Annotated in this window: 17 protein-coding genes and 1 pseudogene; 5 read left to right on the top strand and 13 right to left on the bottom strand. The window is 34.4% G+C overall.

Annotation, left to right across the window (positions count from 1 at the left end; translation table 11 throughout):
- Positions 1–72 precede the first annotated feature (72 nt).
- On the bottom strand, positions 73–1,032 hold the full coding sequence (locus JKP71_RS00995; RefSeq protein ID WP_200406697.1) for an alpha/beta hydrolase: 960 nt from the start codon (positions 1,030–1,032) through the stop codon (positions 73–75).
- Between the two features lie 126 nt (positions 1,033–1,158).
- Positions 1,159–1,584, bottom strand: a complete 426-nt coding sequence (locus JKP71_RS00990) for a universal stress protein (protein WP_075524519.1) — start codon at positions 1,582–1,584, stop codon at positions 1,159–1,161.
- Between the two features lie 139 nt (positions 1,585–1,723).
- Between JKP71_RS00990 and JKP71_RS00985 the strand changes: the two genes are divergently transcribed.
- Together JKP71_RS00985 and JKP71_RS00980 are read left to right on the top strand one after the other, a co-directional pair.
- Entirely contained in the window at positions 1,724–1,993 is a 270-nt protein-coding gene (locus JKP71_RS00985; RefSeq protein ID WP_075524518.1) for a DUF3892 domain-containing protein, read from the top strand.
- Positions 1,994–2,112: 119 nt separating this feature from the next.
- On the top strand, positions 2,113–2,295 hold the full coding sequence (locus JKP71_RS00980) for a hypothetical protein (protein ID WP_075524517.1): 183 nt from the start codon (positions 2,113–2,115) through the stop codon (positions 2,293–2,295).
- Positions 2,296–2,372: 77 nt separating this feature from the next.
- Here JKP71_RS00980 and JKP71_RS00975 read toward each other — a convergent pair whose 3' ends face one another.
- The 4 genes from JKP71_RS00975 to arsC all read right to left on the bottom strand — a co-directional run bounded on the left by JKP71_RS00975 (position 2,373) and on the right by arsC (position 4,704).
- Positions 2,373–2,777, bottom strand: coding sequence for a hypothetical protein (locus JKP71_RS00975; RefSeq protein ID WP_200406696.1), 405 nt, complete (start codon positions 2,775–2,777; stop codon positions 2,373–2,375).
- A gap of 476 nt (positions 2,778–3,253) precedes the next feature.
- Positions 3,254–3,799 (bottom strand): hypothetical protein, encoded by a 546-nt coding sequence (locus JKP71_RS00970; protein ID WP_200406695.1) that lies wholly within the window; start codon positions 3,797–3,799, stop codon positions 3,254–3,256.
- 273 nt (positions 3,800–4,072) lie between these two features.
- Positions 4,073–4,234 (bottom strand): hypothetical protein, encoded by a 162-nt coding sequence (locus JKP71_RS00965; RefSeq protein ID WP_200406694.1) that lies wholly within the window; start codon positions 4,232–4,234, stop codon positions 4,073–4,075.
- 65 nt (positions 4,235–4,299) lie between these two features.
- Positions 4,300–4,704, bottom strand: coding sequence for an arsenate reductase (thioredoxin) (gene arsC, locus JKP71_RS00960; protein WP_200406693.1), 405 nt, complete (start codon positions 4,702–4,704; stop codon positions 4,300–4,302).
- 118 nt (positions 4,705–4,822) lie between these two features.
- Here arsC and JKP71_RS00955 point away from each other — a divergent pair, with 118 nt between their 5' ends.
- Positions 4,823–5,161, top strand: a complete 339-nt coding sequence (locus tag JKP71_RS00955) for an MmcQ/YjbR family DNA-binding protein (RefSeq protein WP_200406692.1) — start codon at positions 4,823–4,825, stop codon at positions 5,159–5,161.
- A gap of 37 nt (positions 5,162–5,198) precedes the next feature.
- On the opposite strand, the gene JKP71_RS00950 is transcribed toward JKP71_RS00955, so the two are convergent.
- The 6 genes and pseudogenes from JKP71_RS00950 to JKP71_RS00925 form a co-directional block, all read right to left on the bottom strand.
- Positions 5,199–5,729 carry a hypothetical protein gene (locus tag JKP71_RS00950; RefSeq protein ID WP_200406691.1) on the bottom strand — a complete coding sequence of 177 codons (531 nt, stop codon included), beginning with the start codon at positions 5,727–5,729 and terminating at the stop codon, positions 5,199–5,201.
- A gap of 787 nt (positions 5,730–6,516) precedes the next feature.
- Positions 6,517–6,771 carry a hypothetical protein gene (locus tag JKP71_RS00945; RefSeq protein WP_200406690.1) on the bottom strand — a complete coding sequence of 85 codons (255 nt, stop codon included), beginning with the start codon at positions 6,769–6,771 and terminating at the stop codon, positions 6,517–6,519.
- A gap of 359 nt (positions 6,772–7,130) precedes the next feature.
- On the bottom strand, positions 7,131–7,310 hold the full coding sequence (locus JKP71_RS00940; protein ID WP_231097840.1) for a hypothetical protein: 180 nt from the start codon (positions 7,308–7,310) through the stop codon (positions 7,131–7,133).
- 128 nt (positions 7,311–7,438) lie between these two features.
- Positions 7,439–7,950, bottom strand: a pseudogene (locus tag JKP71_RS00935) (HNH endonuclease).
- Positions 7,951–8,031: 81 nt separating this feature from the next.
- Positions 8,032–8,709: a CPBP family glutamic-type intramembrane protease gene (locus JKP71_RS00930; RefSeq protein ID WP_200406689.1), complete on the bottom strand. Its 678-nt coding sequence runs from the start codon at positions 8,707–8,709 to the stop codon at positions 8,032–8,034.
- A 393-nt stretch (positions 8,710–9,102) separates the two neighbouring features.
- Positions 9,103–9,525, bottom strand: coding sequence for a RinA family protein (locus JKP71_RS00925; protein WP_200406688.1), 423 nt, complete (start codon positions 9,523–9,525; stop codon positions 9,103–9,105).
- Positions 9,526–9,769: 244 nt separating this feature from the next.
- Here JKP71_RS00925 and JKP71_RS00920 point away from each other — a divergent pair, with 244 nt between their 5' ends.
- Together JKP71_RS00920 and JKP71_RS00915 are read left to right on the top strand one after the other, a co-directional pair.
- The gene (locus tag JKP71_RS00920; protein ID WP_200406687.1) at positions 9,770–10,438 is read left to right on the top strand and encodes a type 1 glutamine amidotransferase; all 669 of its coding nucleotides are present in this window, start codon (positions 9,770–9,772) and stop codon (positions 10,436–10,438) included.
- Positions 10,439–11,202: 764 nt separating this feature from the next.
- Positions 11,203–11,877: a tyrosine-type recombinase/integrase gene (locus JKP71_RS00915; protein WP_308430918.1), complete on the top strand. Its 675-nt coding sequence runs from the start codon at positions 11,203–11,205 to the stop codon at positions 11,875–11,877.
- A 118-nt stretch (positions 11,878–11,995) separates the two neighbouring features.
- On the opposite strand, the gene rplS is transcribed toward JKP71_RS00915, so the two are convergent.
- Positions 11,996–12,340, bottom strand: a complete 345-nt coding sequence (gene rplS / locus JKP71_RS00910; protein ID WP_075524948.1) for a 50S ribosomal protein L19 — start codon at positions 12,338–12,340, stop codon at positions 11,996–11,998.
- Positions 12,341–12,349 lie beyond the last annotated feature (9 nt).

Genomic DNA, 12,349 nt, shown 5'->3' with positions numbered 1-12,349 from the left:
TTCAGTTCGTTGCTACGGAGTGTGACAAGTGTATCTTTCAATTTTGAGTGATGAATTCTTTGTTACTTCAAGTTATTCATTTTTATTTTTTAACCATTGAGTCGTTAACATCATCGCTCCACGTGTGGCATTTGTCTCATCCATCATATTTACCATCACAAAATCATGCACTATTCCTTGGAAACGCGCTTGGGTCACTTCAACCCCAGCTTCTCTTAGATTCTGAGCATATGCCTCTCCCTCATCTCTTAAAACATCGGCTTCGCCCGTAATAATTAGAGCTTGGGGAAGGCCTTCAAGTTGCTCTTTAGTCGCACGCAAAGGGGATGCTGTAATTTGAGCACGTTCTTTTTCATCTGTTGTATATTGATCCCAGAACCATTGCATCCCTTCTTTTGTCAAAAAATAACCTTCAGCGAATTTTTGATAAGAAGGTGTATTAAAATTGGCATCAGTAACAGGATAAAATAGAACTTGCTGGTTAATTTTTTGTCCATTCCGTTGCTTACTCAATAGGGTCATTACCGTTGCCATATTTCCACCTACAGAATCTCCTGCAACGGTCAAACGATTAAGATCAAAATGTTTTTCTTTACTGAAATTCTTTAGTTGTTCTAATACTGCATAATTTTGTTCAATTGCTGTGGGATACTTGGCTTCTGGAGCTAAAGAGTACTCGGGGAATACTACGATAGAATTTGTCTTTACTGCAAGTTCACGAATTAGTTTATCATGCGTATGCGCACTGCCAAATACCCAACCCGCTCCATGAAGGTAAAGTATCACAGGGAGGTTAGAATCGTTTCCAGCAGGAGACTTAGGACTGATAAAGCGAACGTTTATTGTGCCCCATTTCCCTGTATCTACTGGTAGATCCTCAATGATTGCTTCTTCTTTATGCACTTCACCATCTTGCACTTTTTCAAGTAGTTTTCTTCCTTCTTTTGGTTCTAGCTCATAAATACGTGGGTGTGGAGCATTATCATCGCTAAATTTTCGGGCAGCATCCTCTAATGAAATTCTATTTACCATAGGTGTCTCCTTGTATTCTATTTATAACATTAATTTTAGTTGTTTGCGTTTACATTGTCAACATATCTGTTCGTCCCTAAAAAACCACAGGATACAAAAAAGGCTCCTACCTGAGCCTTTAATTTTTTATTTAATTACCATTACGTTACATGGCGCGTGACTCACAACATATTGAGTAGTAGAACCAAGCATGAGTTTATCAATTACCCCGGCTCCAGTTGAGCCAATAACGATAAGATCGATATTATGTTCTTCAGCAAAGCTTACAATCCTATATTTAGGAGTCCCCGAAAGTTCTTGTAAAGTAACTTCTACTTTATCACCCACCAGTCGGCTTGCCTCATTCAAAATTTCTTGAGCCATTTGATCTAAACCCGGTGTTTCAACGAATCCAGCACCAGCCATGCCATAATACCGTTTATTGTCTTTAACGGTAACGATTTGAAGTTTACCACCATTGCGCTTTGTCACTTCTACTGCTTCTTGTACTGCGTTATATGATTGCTCCGAACCATCTACTGCTACCATAATATTTTTGTATTCTTTTTTCATAGGTTATAACCTCCTCTTTTTTAGTTACTTCTATTTTATAATGAAAGCGTTAAAATACAAAATCATTTTATCTGAAATAAAGGACTACTTATTTCATTTATTACGAAGTAAGCGCTATAATTTACTTAAAGGAGGTTCCATGAATTATCACATTACTCACATTCGACTTTCTGATCATTTTAGTTCTTCACCCTCAAAAATCACGCATGTTAAACTAGAAGGAGGAACTATTGAAACAACAGCTGAAGTGGCTTACTTTATTGATATAGGATGTCACTATTCCTATACCAACAAAGCTGGTCAAAAGCTTTCCGTTGGGTCCGTCCACCCAATGAACCGCACCCCTTATATTCATACGCGTAAGCGTGTAACCTCTCCTGACGAGCTTTTATTTCTTCCTCTTTTTTAAATTCACTTGAATTACAACTGATTATAAAGCGAACTAATTGGTTTTTTCTAAGCTTTTGCTCTATTTATGGTTTATAGCATAGAATGGTTAAAGATGAACTTCTTTAGGAAAGGAATATTATGATTAGTTATTTAAAAAAAATGCTTAAACAAAATGAAAGCGTCAAGTTATATATGATCGATGGAGCTACTATTTCAGTGGTTCATCTCAAAAAAACAATGAGCGGAATGTGTCTCGTTATCGACGAGGACAATATTGAACATTTGATTAATACACGCTACATTATTCAAATAGAGGCTTAATGTAAGGATTTAATGTGTTTCAGTTCTTAAAAAAAGACACTACGTGTCTCTTTTTTTTTTACTTAAAATAAGGCAAACTACAGGGCAAGTTTAAGAAGAAGTTCTGCAGCTTCGATAGCTAAAAAGAGCGGAACCAATTTCTGGGCGAGATTAATTTTCAGCTGGCTTTTCTTGCGAGATGTTTCATTTAGAAACTCAATCATGTACTGCTTAAGTAGTTGCTGTTTTGCTTCGGGAGATGTACTTGCAAAAAAACTCATGGGTAATCTAAATGCAAGCTTACCCCGATGTCCAAAATTAAAATATGTAAGTAATCCCATCTCAAAAGATGTAACAGAAATCATCTGCTCGAATTTCATACTATTCAACTTACTTGGCATCATCATTTCCTTTGATATCATAACAATGCGACCGCTAGGAAGTTTATAGCGTTGGTAGATTAACGGATCTTCATTTTTTGCTGGACATGGAATATTGTTCATTATTACTTTCCTAATCTTTTCTTAATTTCTTTAATTATAATACTACTTCCTTTAATCATTTGTCAAAATAATACACAGAAATTGCAAAAAATGATTTTATTCACACCGTTAACGTTATTTGTGTAATAATATAGCGCTTTTCACGTTTTTTTATGGAATTTATTGAGCTTATTTATCATTTATCTCTATATAATATCGCTTATTGTACTGATAGATACTTTCTTTAAAAAAAGAACAAAAAAACCGCTCAATAGAGCGGTTTAAGAAGTATCTCTTAACGACGACGTTCAGCGATACGAGCTTTTTTACCTGTGAGTGCACGGAGGAGAGGATTACTATTACTATTTCACTTACTTTCAAATCCCGTCAAATATCCATCAAACCCTTGTATTTACTATATTTGACGATATAGCGCTGACTAAATGATTAATTTCTAATTTAATAGTAAAATAAGTAAACTATTTTATTGTACCGACCTAAGCACGTAAGCTATTAAAAGCAATCCCTTCATATTTCCATCCATGGTTTACCAAGTTATCTCGTTCAAAGCTACTTGTAGTATAGAAATGAGCGCCAACTGTTGCATTTGGATTATAAAGTCGGTAAACTGGAACTCCTACTTTGGCGGTTGGAAAATTAATTTGGTCTTGTTTCCAACCTTTTTTAATCAATTCAGAAATTTCGTATCGATTAGAAGTGTAGAAATGGTCTCCAGCATTTGGATTATAAAGTCGAGTCACTGAAGGGCCCTGATTTGAGTTATCTTTACCAACTTCAAACTCAGGTACGAAAAATGCATTTCCTTCACTAGACCAACCAAGGTCTACTAAACGACTTTCTTCAAATATACTGTTTGTATAGACGTGTTCCCCTGTATTCGGATTATAAACTCGATCAATAATTCCTACTGATACGTTTTCATTCGATGAACTATCGGCAGAAACATTTGTAGGGAAGCTTGAACCTAGCAGTACTGCGGCTCCCATGACACAGATTGAGGTTAAAATAGTTGTTTTTTTCATAATACTCCTTTATTTTGTAAGTACCGCTACATATCTTACGTCCATATTCTAGCAGAAACCTCAGTGGTTATCAATTAATAATAGGTAAAGGAAAGACAAAACAAGATAAGTGTCTAATTTGTATCTTATTAAGAAATCAAAAAAAGCACCTAAATTAATAGGCGCTTAGGAGTAAACTTTATGAAAAATTTTTAATTGGAATAATTATATTATAGTTTTAACTTCTTAAATAAAACAAAAAACTGACCGAAATCGGGGCAGCCTATGAATATCTTACTTTTTATAAGGTTGAAGTCCCATTTCTTCCAAATAGAGTTGCTGGGTACCGTTAAAACTAACTAAAATTCCTTTTTTATTTTCCGCTATAACAGTCCCCACTACACCAGAATATTTTGATTCTGGTAAATATACTGCTTCCCCAATTTTTAATTCCATAATATTATTCCTTTCTATACTCTATATTAAAGTATAACAAAAAAGCCCACCTAAGCAGAGTAAATTTACAATTTTGTTAATTTTTCAACTTGCACTTTTATTAAATCTCTTGTATTTCTGAATGCTTCTAATATTTGATCATCTGATCCTGATACTCGAGCTGGGTCTTGTAAATCCCAATGTTCGTGATTCACCTCATTAGGGATCATTGGACATTTGTCAAGAGCATCTCCACATAATGTAATGATTAAATCGCAACTATTAAAATAATCTATATCAATAAGTTCAGACTTTTGATTAGAAATATCAACACCGTCTTCTGCCATAACTTCCACAGCTCTAGGATTTAATCCATGTGTTTCTACGCCAGCCGATCGAACTTCCCATCCCTCTAAAAATTGATGACCATAGCCTTCTGCAATTTGAGAGCGGCAAGAGTTACCTGTACAAAGAAAGTAAATCTTTTTCATAATATTTTCCCTCTATAATATTGTTAATTTATTATACACTACTTTATTACTTTATTAATTTATAAGCCTAGAAAATCTTTTTTTAATAGTGGTATAATTATAAAAAAAGGAGTTCAATATGACACGTCAAGAATTAATAAATTTAGTTTTAAAAAACACTAATTCTTATGAGGATTTCCCATTTAATGATAACACTCGTGAAAAGATCTTATGGACTGCCATTAGACAAAAAAGAAATAAAAAAATTATCGCTTTAATTTTTGAAAAAGATAATGATTTACTTATTGATTTAAAACTTACTCCAGAACATGGTGAGGAAGTACGTGAATATGACGGTGTATTTCCTGGTTATCATATGAATAAAACTCATTGGAATACAGTGAGAGTTAACAATACCTCTTTACCACTAGAAGGTCTTATTAAGATGATTCAAGAAAGTGATAAGTTAACGCAATAAAAAAGCCCTGACCGAAGTCAGGGTTATTTTTTATTAATTATTTAGTATAAGCGTTAAAAGCAATTCCTTCATTTTTCCACCCAGCTTTAATTAATGAATCTCTCTCATAAGAACTCATTGTAAAGTGATGTGATCCTACTTTTGCGTTTGGATTATATAGGCGATATACAGGTACTCCAGTTTTTGCTTTGGCAACTGGGAATGTAAATGCTTCCCCGCCATTACTCCAACCAACTGAAACTAAGCTCGTGGCTTCAAAATTACTTGTTGTGTAGTGATGATCACCAGCATTTTGATTATATAAACGTTGCACAACTGGGTATCCTGAGTATGGAGGTTCAGTTAAAGGTATATAAAACGCAACTCCTTCAGCTTTCCATCCCGCTTTTTCCAAAACTACAACTTCCCATCCCACAGGTGTAAGTAAATGTTCACCCGTATTTGGATTATAAATTCTAAAAATTCTTTCGTGAAGTTGCGCTGTATCTGCGGAAACTTGACGTGCGTTAATAACTCCTCCAGTTATAAATGCTAACGCTGCTAAAGTACCTAAAACTATTTTTTTCATAATATCCTCCTAGATATTCTTCTAGACACCACATTTATATTCGATAAAAATACTATAAAATACATTGTGAGTCTTTTAACATTCCAACCAGTAAATTATAGCACTTTATATTATTCGCTGCCACTAAAAGCTAAATATGAATTTCATTAAATACATCCGCCTAAATAGTGTATATAAAAAGCTATAAAATAATATATTTGTACGCATATAATAATTGAGAGTCTGCTAGGCAATAAAAATCCAAATTTATAAGACATAAGAGACGGACTAAATTGAATAAAATTTTCATCTTATTTTCTAACATAGCTTAAACGTTTTTATTTTATTTACAAAATATCAAAAAAATCCCGACAAAAGTCAGGGATGGGGAATGAAATTCATAGCTAAAGCTACGGCTAAAGTCCAAGCTTGAGTATCAGCTAGGGTATCTAATAGTTAAACTAATTAGATATTGTTCATTCTATAAGTATCGCCTTAACAAGTCCTTAACACATACTATAGACTTTGTATAACATACAATATCATATTTTAAAAAATAAAAAATCCCCGCCAAAGCGGAGGATGAAGAAAGTTAACACCAATATTACGTTAAATATTAGATGCTCTCATTCTATATATTTGTTCTTAATCTATACTTAAAAAGATAACGCCTCCAAATCATTAGTTATAAGGCATACAATCTATAACAGAAACATCGATGCCATTTATCTAAATTCACGCAAAGAACGCTTCATAGGAGTATATTTTATGAAAAACTTGGAGTATTTGTATTATAGTGCTGTCGTTTTTATCTCCATGCAACTTGAGGAGCACGTTGGTTAATCGCCTGTAAGTGACGAATATACCAAGGTGCTTTTTGGCTCCACTGATAATGTTTCAAGTCACGACCGTAGTAATAGACTGTACCTTGTGTCTTACCAGTCTTTGCATCTATGATTTCGTAAGTAAATCTCATAAGTTCATCATCTTCCAATTCTGATGGTGTTGGTTTAGTTTGTGTGTTTGCACTGCTAACAGATAACTCAATGCCTGCTAGTCTCAACCAATCCTCTCGACTCCCTTTGAACAGGTCCAAGTCAAGGCTACCACCGTACCCTCGCTAGTTGGCGAGCACTTGAGTACTGGTCAATAAGCGAAAAGCTGACCGTTCAACTGCTTGCACTGTTCCACGGGTTACTCTGAAAGCCTGTGGCTTCTCTATTCGCATACTGCCCCAACCAAAGCTTATAACTAGTATTCTCAACAAAAGACCAGTCCTCTGAATCGAAAACAGCTTGGCTGGGATTATAGCACGGGTATTCCTCGGTTGTGGCATTCAGCCTATCCAAGTAGCGTTTAACATCCACTACTGACCAAGCCTTGAGTGCCGCTCCTTCAAAATCCAGCGCGGGTAGACTACGATTAGTCAGTCCTAGTGCAGTACATTTCAACCAAGGTTTGGTCAATTCGTTCTACAGAATTTTGTGTTTCTAAAAAAAGGACAACTCTACGCCAAATTTGTTTTGCGGTACGTCCGAGATGGTCGGGGGGCTGATAGCTTAAACGACCACTATTAACATCTTTAAAACTTTTTTTAGCCAAAAAATTCTCCTTTCTTTTAGTGTTTTGCCCTCCTATATAAAAATTTTCAAAATTGAGTTTTGATATAAGATGAGACCTATGTGTGTGGTTTCCCTAAACTAAATGTAGAGGGAGGCTGTTTAAAATTATTAGATATTTTTTTGAAAATCTGGCAAATCTTTCACATTTCTGATAGGGATAGCTCTCTTTAGTTTATATCCCCAACCGGTTCCATAACAAAGTTGTTCCCATTTTGTTTTAGCTGTATGGTATTTGTTGCAACATGTCGCAATATTAGTTAGATTAGTCCTATTATCAGGTTCTACTTCGTAGGGGACGATATGGTCACCTATCTTACCAGTTCTAACACGGTTATAATTCAAACAATACTGACACAGGTGACTATCGCGCCTGAGCGCACTCTCTCTTATTGAACGCCATTGCTTGCTTTGGTAGAACTTATGTTGCACCGTTTTAAATGGGTCTTTACTTCTCATTCGATCATAATCTTTATATCGTTTACTATTATGCGGTTTAGTCCAGCGTTGCCTACTTTCTTGATAAGCTACTTCTTTATCAGCATGCTTACTACACAATAGTACAAGGGTCTTACTACCACGTCATGACAGTTAGGCTCACGACATCGGCCAGTCATTGGCATTATTCAATCTCCCATTTCAATAATAAAAAGCCACCATTTCTGATAGCTTTACCTTATATTTATCTTTTTTATATCCTTTGTTTAAGCTACTGATACAAGAGCAAGTAGCAAAAAATCATATATAATGTGAATAGCAATTGGAACCCATAATGTCTCAGTCTTAAGCCATGCATATATAGTAGGAATATGTGCTAAACCAATAACCACAATACATTGATAAAGATTACCATCATATACTCCATAATGGCTTAATCCAAAAATCGTTAATGAGCATAGTGTAGCAATGATAACTGATTGTTTATCTGTGAAAAACTTATTTATTATTACAAAAGTTAAAATAAACAAAGTACTGATTAATAATTCCTCACCAATAAGACTAAGACTCAGAAAGGGAAATGAAAGCAATAAGTCACCCATCGAACCTAGTCCCTCTACCGCCCCATTATCAGCCAATGACTGATTAAGAATATCTCCTACAAATGCAAAAGCATAGGTCAAAATGACTTCTGCTATAATAGCAAAGAAAACCCATTTCCAGTTTCCTTTACTCATTTTTTTAAATAGTGCTTTTAGGTTAGGCCAACCCAACAAAATCGTTAGTGAAATCAGTCCAGCTATCAACAAAAATGTAAAGTTAAATAAACTCAAGAAGCTTTCGCCTTGTGCATTTATAACTCCCCAGTCACCTGCAATTATAACAAGTGTAGCAACTAGAAATCTCCATGGCTCTATTTTTGTTGTTTTTAAAATGTTTAACATATACTCTCCTTTTTCATTAATAAACAGCAAAGTTAAATATTAACATTTCTTAAACCATATCTCAACAATAACCACTTGGAATAATCTTTGTTCATGCGATTAAAATTTATTGTCGTACACTCGTTTTAAGTATGCATAGTTCATAATCACTCCTCTCTTATTTGTAAAACCAATAATAAAAGGCTGCCTAATAGACAACCTGTAATAAAATATAATAGCAAGTCAGGGAGTCGAACCCTAACTTACTTCTGAAGTTTACCCAACCGAACGAATTACAATTTTTTGTGCTTTCGTTGATAACTTCATGATACAAGTATATCACTAAAAACAGGGGTCAACACTCCCTTTTCATGCCTTTTTCGTGTCGTTTTTATCCCGATTTGACCCATGGTTTTAAATGAAATAGCCAATATGTGGATCTATATCTTTTCTAAAGCGATAATAAATAAATTTAGCTTTCTTTTCTGAAATCTCAATTCCTTCATTATCAAGTTCCATCATTACTCTGTACCATGTAAATCCACCATATCCGAAGTGCTTCAATCTTATGATTTCTTTTTCCTCATCAACTAAAGATTCATACCATAAATTGAACTGATACATCAGATCTTTAAGCTTAATATATTCCTCGTCATTTTCAAGTGCTTCTTTATTTAAGACATGATTTTCAGGTTCCGAACCACCAGAATAAGCTGTGCGGATGCCTAAATTATCAACTTTTTGCTTATAAAGATACCTGATTTCGATTGATTTTATTCTGGCTTCAAGTCTGCCATTAACATAATCTCCAATAAATCTATCTAACTTATCAGCCATTTATCAGTCTCCCTTTATGGTATAATAGTATTAGATAATTCCTTTGAGAGAGCCCGTTGCTGCGGGCTTTTTTGTTTTAAAAGATATTCTCTAATACAACTGTCCCATTACACACTTTAATGATTAGCGTTGATATTTTGTATTTTAAATTTTTTCTCCCTATCTTGTGTTATAATATTTTAATTAATATGAATTGTAAGCTTAGGCACTTAAAAATATTGCCGATGAAATTGAGAGGAACATCATGAGAATTAACGTTTTACAACACACTCCCAATGAGGGACCAGGTTTTATCAAAGATTGGGCGATTGAAAAAGGTCACGATCTTTATATATATCATCCCTACTATTTTGATGGTATACTCCCTTGTGCAAGTGAAACTGATATGCTTATTATTCTGGGTGGACCCATGAGTCCTAACGATGATTATGATTGGATAAAGCAAGAACGCCATTTAATAATTGATCTTATGAAGAAAAATATACCAATATTTGGAGCCTGTTTTGGTGCACAACAATTGGCTAAAGCCCTAGGTTCTGATGTACATAAATCTCCTAATAAAGAGGTGGGTTGGGCTCCAGTTTATTTAAAGAGCGATCTCATAAAAAACCTTCCCTCTCAATTAATGGCATTACACTGGCACGAGGATATGTTTGAGCTACCTGAAAATTCCTCTTTATTGTTTAGTAGTGATCTATTGCAAAACCAAGGATTTATTCTTGATAATATAATTGGCCTTCAGTTTCACTTTGAACCCTCTAAAACAAATGTTAACGAAATTGTAACCAATGACATTGCTTACCCTAATAACGGAAACAAGTTGAATCAAAGTTCTTCAGATATTTTGAATCATCCTTTTCCAGAAATTAACAAAAGCATTATGTTCAAAATGTTAGATCATATTTCAAAATAATTTTTTATTTGGCAGAAGTAATCTTTACTTTTGCTTTTTTATTATCCACCACTTTCACAGAATACTTATTTTCTGCATTATTTCTTTCTTTTTCCAAAGTATTAATGCTATAATTATTAAAAATAAATTTAAAAGGATTGCTTACTAATGGACTATATCATCTTATTTGGCGCTATTCTTTTTGGAATAGGACTAGTAATTTCAATTTTAAATACCCGTGTAAGCTATGGTTTCTTCACACGATACAGATCCAAGAATAGATCATGGCAAATTATTAGCATCATCTTGATTATTATTGGGTTACTGATTATTATTGGAAAAGCCTACCTCAATGGCCAACTTTCCTAAACACTTTCACAAACTAGCAAATCATACTAGTTTTTTTGTAGATTTTATCTAGTCGGGTTAGTACCAAAATAACTACCTGTGGCTTGTTCCGTTTTATATTTTTCAATACTTCTAGCTAGTTTCTTAGCTTTATTTTTTCTGTACATAGGCGCGTGCAAAATTTATAATGAATGCCTTGTTAATAAACTAGTGTTTATAATCCCAGATGGTGTAATCACAAAAATTACATTCAGACCACCTTAAACGTAGGTCTTGTTTTGTTTTAAATTTCTTGATTCATTCTTTTTTCAAATCCAAGTACCAGGTCTTCTTGTGTGAACTTAACCCAGCGCCTTTCTATTTGTTCCCAAAATTTAAGAGCTGACTTTGTACCTGGGAAATCTGCTCAAAAATGAACAGGATGATATCCTTGAAAAATACCCGCAGCAAATACTTTAGAAAAACTAAAAATAAAATATAAACCCAAGTATGAGGAAAAAATTGCTGATTTCTTCCTTGAACAAAATGAGTTAGAACAAGTAATGGGATTTTTGAAAAGTAAAAATTATCGCTACTACTTACTTTGTCAGTGGCTCTACTTGAATGGGTTACGGTTTGCTGAAGGAGCAGGAATGCTTAAAAGTGATATGATGCTATCAGATCATAGAGGTTACTGTATTGTAGACGGTAATCTTGATTATCATGGAAATAAAGTTAGTGAGCAAGGGAAAACCAAAGAGACTAAAACTAAAGCGGGTACCCGTGAGGTGGATATAAACTCACGCGCAATAGAAATTTACAAAGAAGCTTGCGCCTTATCAGCGAATTCTGACTTTATCTTCACTACAAAGAATGGCACTCCAATTCCACCCAACGCTATTAACTCCTTTCTGAGAAATCATAAAGAAGAAATGGGCCTACCTAAAAATAAAAGAGTTTCTACTCATATATTTAGACATACCCACATTTCTAAATTAGCAGAACTTGAAGTTCCATTATATATCATTCAAAGACGTGTGGGACACTCTAGTTCGAAAATAACTGAGAAAATATATTTGCATATAACAGAAAAGATGAAAGAAAAAACAAGAAACTTACTAGAATTTCTCTAGTAAGTTTTTAGTTGCCTGCTTTTTGCCTGCTTTTCATAATTGGTGTTTCACTAAAATTATTTCTATAAATTATAGATAACAAAAAAACCGCTCAATAGAGCGGTTTAAGAAGTATCTCTTAACGACGACGTTCAGCGATACGAGCTTTTTTACCTGTGAGTGCACGGAGGTAATAAAGTTTCGCACGACGTACTTTACCGTGACGGATCACTTCAATTTTTTCAACACGTGGTGTGTGAACAGGGAAGATACGTTCTACACCAACACCGTTAGAGATTTTACGAACAGTGTAAGTTTCGTTGATTCCTGAGTTTTTACGAGCGATAACAACGCCTTCAAAGATCTGGATACGTTCGCGAGTACCTTCGACAACTTTAGCGTGTACACGTACAGTGTCACCAGGACGGAAGTCAGGGATATCAGTGCGAAGTTGTTCAGCGTTGATAGATTCGATAAGGTTCATTTTTTTCTC

The sequence above is a fragment of the Lactococcus taiwanensis genome (assembly GCF_014905395.1).
GTDB lineage: Bacteria > Bacillota > Bacilli > Lactobacillales > Streptococcaceae > Lactococcus > Lactococcus taiwanensis.
The sequence above is the reverse complement of the archived record's forward strand: the minus strand, read 5'-3'. Positions and strand labels throughout refer to the sequence as shown.